We start from the raw sequence: 16,508 nt of genomic DNA, 5'->3' as shown, positions 1-16,508 counted from the left end.
GGCGAAATTTTAATCCAGAAATCGGCCGATAATCCGATTGTTTTTGCCGGAGGATATACTTAGCGTACCTATGTTCAAAACATAGACTCCATAGCCCTCAATCTGCAAGAACTTTAGGTTTATTTTCTCTGCTGTTCCATCATTGCCGTTTCCTCTTCAATCCGCTTGACATCGATTCGCTCGAATAACAGCTCCCGCATCCGGATCCGGCAGTTATCCGGGATAGACCGGGGCCTCCAGGCCGGCTGCCCGAGAGTAAGGAATGCTCTTATTTTCTCACACGAGAAAGGAATGAACGGGTCCAGCAAATTCGCAAGATTGGCTATGGTCCATACACATACATGCAGTGTGAAGCCGCACGCTTGCCTGTTTTCCTTCACCTGCACCCATGGCTTTTGTTCATCAAAATATTTGTTGGCCCGCCGGATGAAAGCGAAAATCAGCTCAGGGCGCATCCTTAAAACGGCCTTCTTCGATTAAAGCGCCGGATCTGGCATACAAATCCTCGGCCTCCTTCCTCCATTCTTCATCAACATCGCCCTTTCGGAACACGCCCGTCAAAAGCTTTTTCGATAAATGCCAAGGTTCGGTTGACCAGGTTTCCAAATGCTCCAAGCAGTTCCCCGTTGTGACTGTGGATGAACTCTCTCCATGAGAAATCGGCATCCCTTCTCTCTGGTCCGTTGGCGATCAAAAAATAGCGAATGGAATCAGGATGATAACGTTTCAGCATATCCGGAACCCATACCGCCCAATTGCGGCTGGTTGAAAACTTTTTCCCCTCCAGGGTCACATATTCGCATGACAATATCCGGTCCGGAAGATGGAAGGCCCCGGCTCCCATAAGCAGTGCGGGCCAAATGAGGGTGTGACCCTTCTTTTAAATAGCGCTTTGTCAACTGTACAGCGTTTTCTCTCCATCCCCGTGCTTTATCGCTGTATTCGGCCAGTTCGTCCTGAAAACGGGAAAGCGAAAAATAAAAATGTTCGGTTGGACGGCTAGTAGGAGGGTTCCCGCATATTTTACATGTTCTGTCCGTCAAATCGGCCGGGTCAAGCAGGGTGGAGCAATAATCGCATAGATCGCCTCTGGCACGATTGCCGCATACCGGACAATTCCCCTCAACGTAGCGGTCGGGTAAAAACTGCTTATCCGTTTCGCAGTAGATCTGGTTTATCGTTTTTTTGTACAAATAGCCGTTATTTAAAAGCTTCGAAAATAAATCCTGTACTTCATGGTGATGAAATTCCCGGTCGGTACGCGTATATAAATCATAACTAAATCCCAGCTTCTTAAAGCAATCGGCAAATTCCTGATGGTAACGGTCCGCAATCGCTCCCGGAGAAACTCCCTCCTGATTGGCCTGAACGGCGACCGGGGTCCCGTGACAATCACTGCCTGAAACATACAACACTTGGTCTCCCTTCAAGCGAAAATAACGCGCCAGAAAGTCTCCCGGCAGCAAGCTTGCGAGGGCGTCCCAAATGCAGCGAGCCGTTTGCATACGGCCATGCTCCTCCAATAAAAATATAAGCCATCAACAACCATCCTCCTTTTTCTTGAAACGCAAAAAAACTCTCATCCCAAAGGGACGAGAGCCTATGCTCACGCGGTACCACCCAATTTCATCAATGCCTTGCGGCATTCACCTCTTCAGGTACGACGCTAATCAGCGTTTATACCCTAGCACTGTAACGGATGCGGGTTCCGGCGCAGCCTACGGCCCTGCAAGGCTTCGGTGCGCAGCTCTGAGACCATGTTCCCGAGGGTTGTTCTTTGCCCCTTTTCAGCTGCCGGAGCTCTCTGTTAAAAAGACATCACCGCGGTACTCTTTCTCTTCTTAGCTTTTTGCAACGTTTTGAAGTTACTGGAAATTATTATGAACTTGCATTTTGAATCAAGAACCTTTGTCTTCTTTCAAGCTTCGTTCGTTGAATTTATGGTCTGCACATAAGTACGCTTCATCCGCGGCAAGAACAGCAGCGTTGCGATTACTCCGAATGCGGCAATCCCGGCGCATGCCCAGAGCATGACGTCCAGTCCGTTCGTAAAGGCAGAGCGGACCGATTCCAGAAGCGGAGCATTGTTCATTTGCCGGGCGACCTGGACGCCGGTGGCCACATTGTCCCGAACGGCTTCCGCCGCTTGCGGGGGCAGTCCGCCCACATCCAGTTGCCGATGGTACACGGAATTCAGCAGCGATCCGAGGAGCGCGACACCAATGGTCCCGCCTACCTGACGAAGCGCCATAATCAAGGCGGAGCCGACACCATTACGCTCTACCGCCAAAACTCCCAGCGCCGCATCCATCGCACTTGGCAGCGCAAAACCGAGCCCGGTGCCGATAATGGCAATCCAGACCGCAGCATATCCATAACTGCCGGATGCTTCGGTAAATCCGCCAAGAAACAGCCCGGCAGCCATCAGCAAAAATCCCAAGACAATGATCATCTTATCTCCTGTCAGTTTGATCAGCTTTCCTGACAGCTGAGCACCGACCATAAGTCCCCCAATCATGGGAAGAATGCGCAGACCGGTTGCTTGGGCGTCCACTCCGTTAACCGCTTGAAAGAAAAGCGGAAGTCCAAACAAAACGCCAAACAGCGAAAAATTAACCAGTGTAGCCAATATGGAGCCCCATGTAAACCGGGCCTCCCGGAACAAAGACAAATTAACGAGCGGATGGCGCGCGTTCCGTTGCCAGAAGACAAAAATCGCAAGCAGCAGCAAGCCGGCAATGATCCATGACAGCGTGACGGCGTCACCCCAGCCTTTTTCCCCCGCTTCCGTAACACCGTAGGTGATGGCCGTAAGCCCAAGGCTGGAGGTCAGTATTCCCGGTAGATCGGCGGGAGCTTTTTCCGCGCTGCGGGTTTCGGGCAATAGCCAGATCATGGCGATAAGAGCGATAATAATGATCGGAACATTAATCAAAAATACCGAGCCCCACCAGTAATGTTTGAGCAGCCAGCCGCCCAAGATCGGGCCGAGCGGCATCCCGACGGCAGTAGCGGTTACCCATACGCGAATCGCCTTCGGCCGCTCCTCACCTGAGAACAAAATCGGCAGCAGCGACATCGAGAGCGGCATCAGGAAAGCCGCTCCCAAGCCCAGTGCTGCGCGTGCGGCAATCAAGATTTCCGAAGTCTCGGCGTAGGCGCATACGAGAGACGCACCGCCAAACAGCAGCAACGCCATCAGCAAGAGCTTTTTCCGTCCAAGCCGGTCGCCCAGCATGCCCGCCGGGAGCAGCGCCGCGGCCAGCACCAGATTATAAGCATTGGCGAACCACTGCAGTTGGCTCGTCGTGGCGTGAAGATCGGAGGCCAGCGCTGGCAAGGCCAGATTTAATACCGTCATATCCAGACCGACCGTAAACAAGCTAATTGCCAGGGCGCCAAGAATCCACCATCTTTTCGGACTACTTTGAATTTGAGCGTCATTCATGTGTTTTCCACCTTTCCAATTTAAAACTAACTAGTTATTTATATTTAGGGATAAAGGTTGCCGCCCTGCATTACAGCAAAGACGGCTCCATTACCCCGTAAATAACCAACTTCACAATTTGTTCTTTAGCGCGTTCCTGCGGGAGCGGCTCCCCTATTTCTTCCATTAAATCCTTGAGACGGGAATACGACTGAATGAAAGAAGAAACCGAATTCCACATCATGATCGGCAGCAGAAACGCATCGATGTCTTTGCGAATGATGCCATTTTCCTTGGCTGCCTTCGCCAGCTTGTAAAATTCCGAAATATCATCCGGCCGGTATGCAATTTGATTCCATGTTTTGAATTCCTCCGCCGCTTCCCAAGCGTATATCTTCAAGTAGCGCGGATGCTCCACCATGAACTGATAGGCTATACTAATAAGCATTTCCAGCAAACGCCTGAATTTGACCGGATCTGAGGGGACGGACTCATCTGTCAACAAATCGCCTATCAGTTCCCTTAAGATTGAATCCCCCAGTTGGTCGGCCCGTTTGACGACTTCCGTATAAAGGCCCAGCTTATCCTGAAAATATTGGTAAATCAGACTTTTGTTGTAGCCCGATTTCTGGGCAATCGCATCGATTCGCGCGGCCGAATAGCCATGCTCCGCAAACAGTTCTTCCGCCGCATTCAGAATGATTTCCTTCGTTCGCGCAGCGTCGTATGTCCGTTTCTTCTTCTCAGCTGCCATCCTAATCTCCACCATTCAATTATAACTAACTGGTTAGATTTTAAAATGAAACCACGCAAGTGTCAAGTGTCACGCCAAAAAAGGGTCAACGCTGCCGGAGATAAGCATTTTTAGAGGTTCGCTTCAGCCATGATTGCGAGTTGATCAGAACGATGCCTGCCACAATGGCCACGGCGCCAAGCCCTAGCTCCCACGTGACGTTTTCCTGGTAAAAGACCGCTCCAAGAATAATGGCAATCAAAGGCGACACATAGAGCCACGTTGAGGGAAAAATGGGATTCGTTTTGCTCACGAGCCAATAATAGATGCTGTGTCCAACCATCGAGCCAAACACAATCAGATAAAGAATCGAGCTGATTGAGGCCGTATTCAGGCTTGCTTCCAATGCTGTCCATGTCCACTTCGAGTACTCCGTCGCCGAGGATAAAAGAATGAGAAACAGGCCTCCGTAAAGCATTTGGGCGGCATTAAGCGCCAGCGGCGACACATTGGCGAAGCGCTCGCTCAATTTCCGCGCATAGACGGTCCCGGATGCGTAGCTGATCTCGCCGGCTAGAATAACGAGGCAGCCGGCCATCCATGTTAAGCTTACCTGTGTTTTGACACTGGGCAGCATGATCACCAGTACGCCGGCCAGTCCGGTTATGCATCCCAGCATGGCCGGTCTCGCGGGCTTCGTTCGATGAATCAGCGATTGAATGATCAGGATCATCAGAGGTCCGGTCGCTGACAAAATGGCCGCGAGGCCCGAGGAAATATATTGTTCAGCCCAATAAAGCGCAGAAAATGTACCGAATGTTAAAGTCGCGCCGACGATGGCCGTTTCCTTTTTCCATAGAAGAGAAAGGGTGTTTTTGTGTTTGGCCTTAAGGAACATCAGCATAACAAGTCCTGCGACAACGAACCTGATACCGGCGGATAAAAGGGGCGGAGCGCCGCCCTCGATGCCGATTTTAATGACAAGAAATGTGGTTCCAAAGATCAAGCACATTAGCGCATATAACCCAGCTACCATTTTTTAAAGTGACCCTCCTTCGAAAAATGTGCAAGGGAATGAGCGGTCTATTTCACATTCTCCCTTGCCGCTTCCTTTTGTTCGGAAAATGCCCGGTACGCCCTGCACAGCCGGTCGACAGCCTCCCCGATCAACTGCGGCTCCGTGTGGGTAAAATTAAGACGCATCGTATTCTTGTGCGGACGCCCTTCATAAAAATGCTCTCCCGGTACAAAAGTGACTTTCTCCTTGATGGCAAAGGGAAGCAGTTGTCCCGTATCGACCGTCTCGGGAAGCCGGACCCAAATAAACATGCCCCCGCGCGGCGTATGCCAACTGGTTTCCTTCCATTTTGCCGCAAGGCTCTCTTCCAGCCGGGTAAGCCGCCGATGATATTCATCGGAGACAGAGCGAATGTGGCCGTTTAAATCAAATTCTTCCATCAGCGCGTCGAGAGCCCTTTGGTCAATAGAGCTGGAATGCAGGTCGGCCGCCTGTTTGGCCCTTGCCAGCATCGAGATGATGTCCCTATCTCCCGTAATCCAGCCGGTTCGCAGCGCAGGAGCCACGATTTTTGAAAATGTGCTCGTATACACAACATGCCTCTTGCCACCGTAGGACTCATCCAGTTCGCATAACAAAGGCGGACGGTCAGTCGGTTCAAACGAGAGCTCGCCGTACGGATCGTCCTCCAGAATCAGCGTCCCGTACTGTCTGCACAGCCTTACCAGACCTTCCCGCCGGCTGATGCTCCATACCCGCCCCGTCGGGTTCGAGAAGGTAGGCCCGACATAGACGAACTTTGGCTTGATTGTACGAAGCTTGGCCTCCAGATCGTCCGGAAGCATCCCTTCCTCATCGCTGGCAACGCCATGAATTTGTGCCCGGTATGTGCCGAGTACCTGAAGGGCGGCTAGATAAGTGGGCGATTCCACCAGGACCGGGTCGCCTGGATCCAGAAAAATTCGGCAGAAGAGATCGATCGACTGTTGGGATCCGGTTGTCAGTAAAATATCCTCGGTTTCACAATGGACATTCTTGCTTTCCATGCGCTGCCGGATTTTGTCCCGTAAAGGGGCATAGCCCTCCGTAAGCCCATACTGGAGAACATTGCGTTCTCCGTTTAACGCTCTTTCATAAGCGTCACGAACGTCTTGGACCGGAAACATTGCCGGTGAAGGCAGTCCTCCTGCCAGCGAAAGCATGCCTTCGCCTTGCGATTCTTTCAAAATCATTCTTACTACGGATGGCTTCAAATTTTGGGCCGCCTTTGACCAATTCATGTTCTTTCCCCCCAGGCTAGTTTTTCTTGCTTTACATCATAGCTTCTTGGGAATATAACAGTATAATAGTCAATATAACAGTTGGGAGGTGCGTTTCGTTGCATATTCAATTGGATCGAAAGCTTGACAAAACCTTATCCGACCAGATTGCCGACTCCCTGGAGAGCCGCATCGAATCCGGCTTGATCAGGCCGGGTGAAAAACTCGCCTCCGTCCGGGAACTCGCTTCCGGGCTTGCGGTCAGCCTGGTTACAGTTAGCAAAGCGTACACCCGGCTTGAAAAGCAGGGGCTGATCCATTGTTCACAGGGCAAAGGATGTTATGTAAGCGACAAGGCATCCCAATCGGTGGCCGGAGAAACGCAGGAATCACGCAGCTGGCAATTAGCGGTAGTCGACTACTTGCCCAGAGCGCAGCTGTGGAGGCATTACAACGGAAGCCGGGCCCGTTACCAATTCCATAAGGCAACCATCCAGCCTGAGCTTTTGCCAACGGAGGAGATCAGTAATAATTTGGCCCGAAGCCTGCTTAAGAGCCCGCAGGCTCTTACGGACTACGGACCATTTCAAGGCGATCCCCAGCTTAGACAAACCTTGGCGGAGCATCTGAAGAAGCGTAAAATCACTCACCATCCGGACCAAATTCTCATTACCAGCGGTTCACAGCAGGCCATCGATCTGATCGCGCGCACGTTTGTCGGGCCGGGAGACACCGTTTATATGGAGGCTCCCACTTATACGGGCGCAATTGATGTGTTCATAAACCGCGGCGCAAAGATCATTGGCGTCCCGATGGATCAGGAAGGCATGCGGATAGATCTGCTGACGAAGCTCTGCGATACTCACCCGCCCAAAATTATCTATACGATTCCTACCTTCCACAACCCAACCGGCGTTGTCATGAGCGCAGTTCGCCGCAGACAATTGCTGGAGCTTGCCCAAAGCTATTCCTGTTTAATCGTGGAGGATGATCCGTTAAGCGATATTTTCTTCGGTGTGGAGCCCCCTGCACCCATCAAAAGCATGGATTCAGCCGGGCATGTGATTTATATCAAAAGCTTCAGCAAGCTTCTGTCCCCCGGCTGCCGAACGGCCTGTGTCGTGACCGACGGCAGTATACTGAGCCGTCTTGTCGCGGCGAAGACGACAACGGATCTCGGCAGTCCGCTTGTCATCCAGCATGCACTGCAGCCGCTCATCGAATCCCGAAAATTTGATTCCTACCTTCTTCGGCTCCGGAAGGTACTTGCCTCCCGCTGCCAAACAGCCTTAAAGCTGCTGTCCGAGCATGCCCCGGCAGAGATTCAGTGGACGATACCTGAAGGAGGGCTCAATATCTGGATCACGCTGCCCGCCCAGTACAACACAAGCGAATTGTTTATACTTGGACAACGGGAGTCCGTCTGTTTTCTTCCCGGATCCGTTTGTTACCCGGCGGAAGCGGAACACCATCACATCCGCATCAGCTTTTCCATGATGGAGGATCAACTCTTGCATGAAGGAATGCTGCACTTGTGCCGGCTGTTCCGTCTATTTATCTCTGAAAATAATAAAGCGGACCAGCGGCCTACGATGTGAAATGTGAATTAGAAAAGAGGAGGACTCCTTATGAACCTGCACGCTTTGCGTTTGTTTCATGTCATCTCCTCCACCGGAAGCGTAACCCGCGCCTCGGAGATGCTGCGCATCAGCCAGCCAGCCATTACGGCGCAAATCAAAAAATTTGAACAGGAGCAGAATCGCGCTGCAATTCAACGGATTGCATGAGGCGATTGCTGCAGTCATTGCCGGGTATGGAGCCAATTTCGTATCCTCCCTTGTTGTGAGGGAATATGTCGAACGCGGAGAGCTATGCAGGGTGTTCGTGGACGGAATCGATCTCAAAAATTCCATTGCCGTATGCACCCGGAAAAACGAGCCGCTGTCTGCAGCATCGGCGAACCTTATCGAACTGATCCGCAGCAACCCGTTCACGTGACCGGCGAATAGATTAACGTTACCTAATGTTCGTTCAGAATTTACCTGTCCGGTGTGATTTAGGAACGAATGCTGCTTGCAGCAAGCCTCTTCCTGCCGCGGGTGCATCATACTATCCGCACATAACCATGCGCAGAGCATAGACTAATTCTGAAAAATCATGGAAGGGAAGGAATTCATGATGTACTGGGCACCCCCCTATTCCTATCGCGCACCGTTTCAGCCCGTCTGGGCAACTAGCTATCCGCAGGCGCTGGAGCTAATAAAACAATCCGTTCAAGGCGAGCGGAATGATGAATTATTTTACGATGAATTAATCAGGCTGGCACCAACCCAAGAGCAGAAGAACATCGTAGCTTCGATTCGGGATGACGAGCGCGGACACAATCAAATGTTCCGGGCAATGTATAAGGATTTAACCGGGCAGGAAATTGCGGCAGGGGGAAATGTGCCGTATGAGAAAATTCCTTCTTACATTGAAGGACTGGTGACAGCTTTGTTCGGCGAACTCGCCGCAGTAGAGAAATACAGAAGAATATGGTCCGGTCTGCCGGCGGGCATCTACCGCGATACTGTACTCGGAATTATAATGGACGAACAAAAGCACGCCACCAAATATAATTATTTGTACACGCTGAATCAAACCGGGTAGCTGGTCTAGCGTAAAATGGCCTTTACGAAATCCACTTTGCAATCAGAAAAGCGAAACCTGCCTCTTCGATATAACCGCACCTGAAACGAACCTGCCCCGCAGCGCATCAGCCCTACGGGGCAGCAGTAAGGCTCACGTTGAGCCTTTATTTTACATTCATGTAACGATCAAAAGCATCGGTACGGATCTTGACCAGCTGCTCAAGTCCCATATCGTTGAGCTTTTTCACATATCCATCCCATTGTTCGTCGATTCCGCCCTTTGTGATCCACTCAGCCCGGGTCGTTTTGATGTAGGTGTCGATATCCGTTGTAAGCGTAGGCAGCTCCTGGAATTCTTCCGCCGTGTACATGACGCTCGGGAAAGGCGTCGTCACATAATCACTGCCGAGCTTGTCAATGCTGAGCTTCAGCCCGTCGCCGGTTGTAGGATCCAGCTTAATCTTCTTCTCAAAGCTCGGACTCACATATTTGGGACCGAAATCACGAACGGATTGCTCCCAGTACCACGCATCCGCGCTGGTCCCTTCCGGCGGTGTCATGAGCGCATAAGTGCCGTCGTCGTTCTTTTGGACGACAGTGCCGATTGCACCCCAGAAATTCTGGATGCTTGCTTCATCGGTATAGAACTGGTCCGCCCAACGAGCAACGAGCTCCGGATACTTGCAGGAGGTTGTGATCAACAATTCGTTGCGTCTAAAGCTTAAACCAGCAGGATCACCACCCTGATAACGCTTTCCATCCGGGCCGGCAATCGGCGTAATAGCCGCATATTCGTCCTTCCATTTGCCAAAAACAGCGTCCGGCGTCCACTGATTGGTGAAGCCTATAATCGCATTGTCCGGATTTTGCTGCTTCGCCGTCAGCATCGTATTATCCTGGGTGAACAGCTCTTTATCGATCAAACCTTCCGAATATAATTGGTGCGCCCACTTGATCGCCTCTTTGTATTCCTCCGACACCGGATAGAATACCGGTTTGCCGTTCTTGACCATCATACTGGTGCCATTCTGATCCGTAATGCCAAAGGGGCTGAGCAAATCAATGCTTATATCTCCCGATCCGCTGTAAGGAATTTCATCCGCCTTCCCGTTCTGGTTCGGATCCTGTTCTTTAAAGGCTTTAAAGACATTGTAAAGATCATTGATGTTATCCGGAGTCTTCAGGTTCAGGCGGTCCAGCCAAGTCTTGTTAATGACAGGCAGGAAGGTCGTTTTGGGACGCGACGGCAGCCTTGCGGGCAAAGAATAAATTTTCCCGTCCGGAAAAGTGCTGATCTGCTTGAGTTCCGGCGTTTCCTTCATAGCCGCTTTAAGATTTGGCATGTACTGATCAATATAATCATCCAGCGGGCGGAAATAAGTCAAGTTGTTGACGATATCGGAATCCGAAAAGGCCAGGCTCCCAAAAATAACGTCGGGAAGCGTTCCGCTGGCGAGCATGATCGATTTCTGCTCATTCCAGTCATTGGAGGACATAACCTGCCAATTGATCTTCACATTTGTATTTTTCTCCAAATCCTGAAGCCATTTGTTCTTCGTAAACGTATCTCCCATGTTGCCCCAGCGAACGGTCAGTACGTTCAGCGTAACCGGCTTGTTTACAAGCGGCAGACCCTCTTTGTTAAAATTGTCTTTCATATCGACTGCCGCATTTCCTTTTCCGCCGCCGCTGCAGCCCGTAATCGCTAATAGCATTATAGAAAGCAAGGCAAATGATGCGAGCAGTCTTTTGGCCGCTGTCTTGGATTTTTGTCCCATCCCAGGTTCCCCCTCATTCATGATTTAACGCAAAATGAAAACCGCCTATTCCTTCACGGCGCCGATCATCACCCCTTGGTTAAAATATTTCTGCACAAACGGATAGATACACATGATCGGTATAGTAGAAATGATGATAACGGAATAGCGCATCATATTGGCAAGGCGCAGCGCGACAGCCGCGGCTTCGCCGCTTCCCATGTTGGATTGCATCTGGTTCGTGATCAGGATATTCCGCAGAATCAGCTGCAGCGGATACAAATTTTGATTTTTCAAATAAATCAAGGCATTGAAATAAGAGTTCCAATAGCCAACGGCGATCCATAGACCCAGCACCGATATCACCGCTTTCGAGAGCGGCAGGACAATTTGAACGAAATACCTCAGGTTGCCGCAGCCGTCGATCTGCGCAGCCTCCCACAAATCACCGGGGATACTGGTTTGGAAAAAGGTCCTCGCCACGATAATGTCGAACACCACCACTGAAAAAGGGAGCACCATGACAAGAAACGTATTGTACAGATGAAATTCCTGAATCGTGAGAAAAGTCGGAATCAGGCCGCCGCTAAAAAACATCGTAAAGATAAAAAACAAGGAGATCCATTTGCGTCCGACCAGGTCTTTTCTCGAAAGCGCGTACGCTGCGGAAATATTGACGGTCAAACCGATGGCCGTCCCCACAACCGTATACAAAATGGTATTTCTGTAGCCGATCCAAATATTGTCATGCCTTAGCAGTTCCTTATAGCCGTCCAGTGTAAATCCTTTGGGAAAAAACCATACCTGCCCATTCGCGACCGCCGATGGATCACTGAAAGAGGCGATTACGATAAAGAAAAGCGGGTAAACCAGAACGATCAGAATCACTGCCGCACAAACGTACAGCAGAATTTCCAGCAGCTTGTCAGAAGATTGATTGTTTACGGTTCGCGCTGAAGCTGATGTCGTCGCTTTCATGAGTTCCATGCTATCCTTCCTCTCCGTTACCAAAGACTGCTGTCGCTGAACTTTTTCGAGATCTGATTAACCAGGATCAACAAGATGAAATTAATGACGGTGTTAAACAGGTTGATAGCCGCGGAAAAACTATACTGGTTGCTCAGCAGCCCGATTTTATACACATAGGTAGAAATGACCTCGCTTGAGGAAATATTCAAATTGTTCTGCATCAGGTAGACTTTTTCAAAGCCTACGCCCAAAAGACCGCCAACGCGCAGGATCAGCAGCGTAACCGCTGTTGGCATGAGCATCGGAATATCGATGTACCGGATCTTCTGCCACCTGCTTGCGCCATCCACCGTAGCCGCCTCGTACAGACTCGGATCCACCGACGAGAGTGCCGCGATATAGATGATGCTGTCCCATCCGGCGTGCTGCCACACGTCCGACCATACATACACACTGCTGAATAAGCTGGCGGAGCCCATCAGATTCGGAGCCTCTGCGCCAAACAGTTGATAAATATTTCCAACCAGACCATTGCTCGGAGAGAACAAAATCAGCAGCAGGCCCACCATAACAACGGTCGAAATGAAATGGGGCATGTAGGTTACGGTCTGAAAGACCCGCTTGAACCGGTTCGCTCTCATTTGATTCACCATCAGCGCAAGCAGGATCGGTATCGGGAATGTAACCATGCTGTAAATGCTGATGATCAGCGTATTTTTGATCGTTCTGGAAAATTGATAGGAGTTAAAAAATTTTTCAAAGTACTTGAATCCCGCCCAGGGACTGTCGCTAATCCCGAGTGCCGGGCTGTAATCCTTAAACGCAATCAACACGCCATACATCGGCTTGTATGAAAAACAAAGCAGCAGCACCACTGCGGGCAGCAGCAGCACATACAAGCCCCAGTTCTTTCTGATCTGCCCGAACGTTCGCTGGATATTGATGCTTGGCTGGCTGGTTTTCAAATGAGATCCCCCCGTCCTTGTTTCCCTTTTTCAAGAGATAGCGCTTTCAAGATCATGATCTTGCTGTGTCGTTTAAACAACTTTATTATAGTCCGCGTTTCTGTTGTTTTTTGGACTTCATCAAGTTGTTATTCGGACATTTCGGGTACATATTGTGGTCAGAGCGATGATCTGATCCATTTTTCAAGCCGGCAGCCATGATAATATTCAGACTTTTTATTGTACTTTCCGGACTTTGCGATAAAAAAGTAAAGGTTCTTTGTGGCTTTTTATTCCATTGGTTCTATAATATTTTTATAACCATAAAAACGCATTCATTTTTCGGAAGCGAAGCGCAGAAAGGACCTGTCACTTGGCATATGGCGACAACAACAGGAAGCAAGCCTTATCCGATCAGGCACTACGTTAGAATGATGCTGTTTATTGCCTTCTTCGCACTGATTCTCGATTTTATAATCAGCATCGCCTCCATTGTCATTGTCAAACAGCAATCTACGAGGTATTTGCAGGATACGGCCAATCTGTACATCAACCGGATCAACCATGATTTCGCATACATCAACCACTATATGGGCTGGACGCTCGCCAACGATGAAAGCGTGAAGATCATGGATAAGCAAGGCACCGATTCCGCCGAGTTTTTACTGTCAAATGCAAAGCTGCATCAACGTTTCTCCGAGCTTCAGAAAAATTACGGAGGGGCGTACAATTTCTTTTTCTATTTAAGAAACCAGGATTTCTTTTTAAATTACGCGCCTTTGAGCATCTCGTATCCCGATTACCTGGAGTTAAAAAGACAAATTGCTTCCTATGTTGAAGATAAAAATGTGTACGAGCGATTTTATTCGAACTGGACGCCGATACTCGTAAATGACAAATATTACGTCATTAATATCGTTCCTTATTATGACCGTTACCTGATCTGCCTGATTTCCGCGGATAACCTGATCCGCCCGCTGCGCCAGATCAACCTCGGGGAGAACGGCTACGTCTCCTTGGTGGACGAAAGCGGGAAAAGCATATCCAGTCCGTTCTCGGTCAGCGGCAAAATGTTGGGGAAAGATTCGGCGGCGCCATCCCTTCTGAGCCTCGTACAATCCAGAACCACGGTGATCCGAGAGTTTTCCCACGCCTCGTTCAGCGTAAAAATGGTCATCAAATTCGGGACGTTTGAAAAAATCATGATCGCTCAACTGCTGATTCTGCTCCTGTTCCTGATCATCACCTGTACGCTGAGTACGGTTTTACTGTTATTCAAGCAAATGGTGCTGAAGCCCATTCAGACTTTTTCGGATAATCTGGCCCGTCTGCATACGGACAGCGAGCCTGTGGATTTCAAAAGCAGCAAAATGATCGAGCTGGAACAAGCCAACGAGCAGTTCAAATACCTGATCGAACAAGTTAAGAAATTCAAAATCGACCTGTATGAACGGGAACTGGAGAAGCAGAGAATCCAGCTGGACTATATGAAATTGCAAATCAAGCCTCATTTTTTCCTGAATTGCCTGACGAACATTTACAGCATGGCCCAGATGCAGATGTACGAAGAAATTGAAAATATGGCTATGTCCACTTCAAAGTATTTTCGGTATATTTTCCAGCACGGTCAGGATTTTGTCAGGCTTGAAGATGAAATAGAGCATGTCCGAATTTATTTGGACATTCAAAAGCACCGCTATCGGAACGCGTTTACTTACCGAATCGAGCAAACGGACCATACGAAAGACGTAAGAATTCCGCCCCTTGTGCTGCAAACTTTCATCGAAAATGCGGTCAAATACGCCGTTTCGAGAGCGAGCGAGGTGCAAATCCTGCTGGCGGTCTACCGCTGGCCTAAAGAGGAGGAAGATATGACGGTGATCCGGATATCCGATACCGGCCCCGGGTTCCCTAAAGGTATATTGGAAAAGCTGAAGAGCGAACAGCCTTTGGATCAAACAAACGGCACTCGTATCGGCATAATGAATACCCTTCAAAGGCTGGATTTCCTCTACCGCAAACAAGCGAATGTCCGATTTTCCAATCCGGAAAACGGCGGCGCTTGCGTCACGCTGACTCTGCCATCTCATCCGCCGGAAAAATAGGAGAGGAGTATCAACGATGAATGCATTGCTTGTCGATGACGATTATTTTGTCGTGGCTGCGCTGGAAAAGAAAATGAACTGGAAAGCGCTTTCTATCGAAAACGTCTACACCGCCTATAATGTGGCACAGGCCCAGGATATCCTGAAACAGCACCCTATTCAAATTCTGATCTGTGATATCGAAATGCCGCAGGGAAGCGGTTTGGAGCTCCTGGCTTGGATCAGACAGGAACATTACAGCGTTCAGGCGATATTTCTGACCAACTACGCCGATTTCAACTATGCGCAAAAAGCGATTGTATTGCAGAGCTTTGATTACTTTCTGAAGCCGATCGAATTCGACAAGCTCGGGCTTATTATCCAAAAGGCTGTAGCGAAGGCAAATGAAGTGCAAAATAACGAGAAAGCGATACGCGAAGGTTACTTTTGGGAGAAAAACCAGAACAAACTTGTAGAGCATTTCTGGCGCAGAGTGATCAACTGTAAAACGTCCCTGTCAAACTCCTCTTCCATCAGCCAATCGATTGCAGAGCAAAACCTTGCTTATCAGATGACGGATATGTTCCTGCCCGTTTTGGTCAATTTTTTCCCATATGACGAAAGCTTGGCCAAGAAAGACAAGGACCTTTTTGATTACGCGCTTCTAAATGTGCTCTACGAGTCGTTTCAGGACCCTCTTTATACGATCGAGACGATATTGGAATACAAAGATTTCAACTGGATTGCCGTCCTGAAATGGAACCATGCGCCCGATTCCCGTTTCGTCGAAAGCATCTGTTCCTCTTTTATTCAAAAGGCGAACCAGTTTCTCAAATGCGACGCATGCTGCAATATCGCCATTTCCAGCAGATTGCTGGACATCCATCCAGTGCTCAGACATTTGATCCAAATGAACGAGGAAATGATCAAGTGCCGCAATCAAATCTTCTTCCTGGAAAGCTATCGTCAAAATGCAGCGGCCTATACACCACCCAATCTGGCGTATTTGGAAGAGCTGCTGAACCGGTGCGATCCCGCCGCTTTTCTTGAAGAAACGTCCCGTTACTTGCACGGTCTTGTAAAGAGCAACAAAGTGAATGCGTCCGCCCTGCGCCTGTTCCGTTTGGATCTTGTGCAGCTTGTCTACTCTTTCCTTAAAGACATGGAGATTGAGGCCCATAAGCTGTATGCGGGAAAAACCAATGATCAACTGTTTATGCAGTCCCTGAACTCTATTGAGGATATGGAAAAATACCTTAGGTACTTGGTGAACACCGCGACGGAACACCGGGAGTTTATCGAACAGCCCAAGTCTGTTGTGGAAGAAATCAAGCACCGCATCAGCACCCATTACGGGGATGATCTGACAAGAACGAGTCTGGCGGAAACGGTCTATCTTAACCCCGATTATCTGGCACGGCTGTTTAAAAAAGAAACGGGCGTTCCGCTGGGGACCTATATCATTCAGGCCCGTATTCGGGTGGCAAAACAGCTGCTCGAAACAACCCATCTGTCCGTAAATACGATCGCAAGAAAAGTTGGATATACGAACTATTCTTACTTTTCCAAGCTGTTCAAACAGGACATCGGCTGTACCCCCATTGAATACAGGAAAAACCGGCAAATAGCAAAACCCGCCACGAGCGCAGGGCGTGACGGGGCCATTTCCGGCTTCTCTTAATAACCC

At 49.5% G+C, this 16,508-nt stretch carries 12 protein-coding genes, 2 pseudogenes and 1 other annotated feature; of the genes and pseudogenes, 6 read left to right on the top strand and 8 right to left on the bottom strand.

What is annotated here, in order from left to right:
• Positions 1 to 119 precede the first annotated feature (119 nt).
• From K7397_RS14380 to K7397_RS14360, 5 genes and pseudogenes are all read right to left on the bottom strand, one after another.
• A pseudogene (locus K7397_RS14380) lies at positions 120 to 1,539 on the bottom strand (methionine--tRNA ligase).
• 46 nt (positions 1,540 to 1,585) lie between these two features.
• Positions 1,586 to 1,852 (bottom strand) — a binding site (T-box leader).
• A 66-nt stretch (positions 1,853 to 1,918) separates the two neighbouring features.
• Entirely contained in the window at positions 1,919 to 3,448 is a 1,530-nt protein-coding gene (locus K7397_RS14375) for a DHA2 family efflux MFS transporter permease subunit (protein ID WP_223068631.1), read from the bottom strand.
• Between the two features lie 70 nt (positions 3,449 to 3,518).
• Positions 3,519 to 4,181: a TetR/AcrR family transcriptional regulator gene (locus K7397_RS14370; protein ID WP_223068630.1), complete on the bottom strand. Its 663-nt coding sequence runs from the start codon at positions 4,179 to 4,181 to the stop codon at positions 3,519 to 3,521.
• 85 nt (positions 4,182 to 4,266) lie between these two features.
• A complete protein-coding gene (locus tag K7397_RS14365) occupies positions 4,267 to 5,196 on the bottom strand; it encodes a DMT family transporter (protein ID WP_223068629.1) in 930 nt (309 codons plus the stop codon).
• 47 nt (positions 5,197 to 5,243) lie between these two features.
• The gene (locus K7397_RS14360) at positions 5,244 to 6,458 is read right to left on the bottom strand and encodes an aminotransferase-like domain-containing protein (protein ID WP_223068628.1); all 1,215 of its coding nucleotides are present in this window, start codon (positions 6,456 to 6,458) and stop codon (positions 5,244 to 5,246) included.
• A 98-nt stretch (positions 6,459 to 6,556) separates the two neighbouring features.
• Between K7397_RS14360 and pdxR the strand changes: the two genes are divergently transcribed.
• From pdxR to K7397_RS14345, 4 genes and pseudogenes are all read left to right on the top strand, one after another.
• Positions 6,557 to 8,035: a MocR-like pyridoxine biosynthesis transcription factor PdxR gene (pdxR, locus tag K7397_RS14355; RefSeq protein ID WP_223068627.1), complete on the top strand. Its 1,479-nt coding sequence runs from the start codon at positions 6,557 to 6,559 to the stop codon at positions 8,033 to 8,035.
• Positions 8,036 to 8,065: 30 nt separating this feature from the next.
• Positions 8,066 to 8,224 (top strand): LysR family transcriptional regulator, encoded by a 159-nt coding sequence (locus K7397_RS22230; RefSeq protein WP_237690934.1) that lies wholly within the window; start codon positions 8,066 to 8,068, stop codon positions 8,222 to 8,224.
• Positions 8,196 to 8,435, top strand: a pseudogene (locus tag K7397_RS22225) (LysR substrate-binding domain-containing protein); the annotation flags it as partial. The gene K7397_RS22230 and the pseudogene K7397_RS22225, both read left to right, overlap by 29 nt.
• Before the next feature lie 180 nt (positions 8,436 to 8,615).
• On the top strand, positions 8,616 to 9,086 hold the full coding sequence (locus K7397_RS14345) for a ferritin-like domain-containing protein (RefSeq protein ID WP_223068655.1): 471 nt from the start codon (positions 8,616 to 8,618) through the stop codon (positions 9,084 to 9,086).
• Between the two features lie 145 nt (positions 9,087 to 9,231).
• Here K7397_RS14345 and K7397_RS14340 read toward each other — a convergent pair whose 3' ends face one another.
• Genes K7397_RS14340 through K7397_RS14330 form a run of 3 tightly spaced genes read right to left on the bottom strand, consistent with a single transcriptional unit; the run spans position 9,232 to position 12,683 of the window.
• Complete coding sequence (locus K7397_RS14340) at positions 9,232 to 10,845, bottom strand: extracellular solute-binding protein (protein ID WP_223068626.1); 1,614 nt, start codon at positions 10,843 to 10,845, stop codon at positions 9,232 to 9,234.
• A 45-nt stretch (positions 10,846 to 10,890) separates the two neighbouring features.
• On the bottom strand, positions 10,891 to 11,811 hold the full coding sequence (locus K7397_RS14335; RefSeq protein ID WP_420488786.1) for a carbohydrate ABC transporter permease: 921 nt from the start codon (positions 11,809 to 11,811) through the stop codon (positions 10,891 to 10,893).
• Positions 11,812 to 11,828: 17 nt separating this feature from the next.
• Positions 11,829 to 12,683, bottom strand: coding sequence for an ABC transporter permease (locus K7397_RS14330; RefSeq protein ID WP_223068653.1), 855 nt, complete (start codon positions 12,681 to 12,683; stop codon positions 11,829 to 11,831).
• A 434-nt stretch (positions 12,684 to 13,117) separates the two neighbouring features.
• Here K7397_RS14330 and K7397_RS14325 point away from each other — a divergent pair, with 434 nt between their 5' ends.
• Together K7397_RS14325 and K7397_RS14320 are read left to right on the top strand one after the other, a co-directional pair.
• Complete coding sequence (locus K7397_RS14325) at positions 13,118 to 14,842, top strand: sensor histidine kinase (RefSeq protein ID WP_223068625.1); 1,725 nt, start codon at positions 13,118 to 13,120, stop codon at positions 14,840 to 14,842.
• Between the two features lie 16 nt (positions 14,843 to 14,858).
• Positions 14,859 to 16,502, top strand: a complete 1,644-nt coding sequence (locus K7397_RS14320) for a response regulator transcription factor (protein WP_223068624.1) — start codon at positions 14,859 to 14,861, stop codon at positions 16,500 to 16,502.
• Positions 16,503 to 16,508 lie beyond the last annotated feature (6 nt).

The organism is Paenibacillus caui (genome assembly GCF_019904135.1).
GTDB classification, from domain to species: Bacteria; Bacillota; Bacilli; order Paenibacillales; family Paenibacillaceae; genus Fontibacillus; species Fontibacillus caui.
Note: the sequence above shows the minus strand (reverse complement) of the source record. Positions and strands in the feature narration are given on the sequence as shown.

What these genes read in the sequence shown, in the direction of transcription:
- K7397_RS14375 (WP_223068631.1), bottom strand. Translation starts at nt 3,448, where the DNA reads ATGAATGACGCTCAAATTCAAAGTAGTCCGAAAAGATGGTGGATTCTT.
- K7397_RS14335 (WP_420488786.1), bottom strand. Translation starts at nt 11,811, where the DNA reads ATGGAACTCATGAAAGCGACGACATCAGCTTCAGCGCGAACCGTAAAC.
- K7397_RS14340 (WP_223068626.1), bottom strand. Translation starts at nt 10,845, where the DNA reads ATGGGACAAAAATCCAAGACAGCGGCCAAAAGACTGCTCGCATCATTT.
- K7397_RS14370 (WP_223068630.1), bottom strand. Translation starts at nt 4,181, where the DNA reads ATGGCAGCTGAGAAGAAGAAACGGACATACGACGCTGCGCGAACGAAG.
- K7397_RS22230 (WP_237690934.1), top strand. Translation starts at nt 8,066, where the DNA reads ATGAACCTGCACGCTTTGCGTTTGTTTCATGTCATCTCCTCCACCGGA.
- K7397_RS14360 (WP_223068628.1), bottom strand. Translation starts at nt 6,458, where the DNA reads ATGAATTGGTCAAAGGCGGCCCAAAATTTGAAGCCATCCGTAGTAAGA.
- K7397_RS14345 (WP_223068655.1), top strand. Translation starts at nt 8,616, where the DNA reads ATGTACTGGGCACCCCCCTATTCCTATCGCGCACCGTTTCAGCCCGTC.
- K7397_RS14320 (WP_223068624.1), top strand. Translation starts at nt 14,859, where the DNA reads ATGAATGCATTGCTTGTCGATGACGATTATTTTGTCGTGGCTGCGCTG.
- K7397_RS14365 (WP_223068629.1), bottom strand. Translation starts at nt 5,196, where the DNA reads ATGGTAGCTGGGTTATATGCGCTAATGTGCTTGATCTTTGGAACCACA.
- K7397_RS14325 (WP_223068625.1), top strand. Translation starts at nt 13,118, where the DNA reads ATGGCGACAACAACAGGAAGCAAGCCTTATCCGATCAGGCACTACGTT.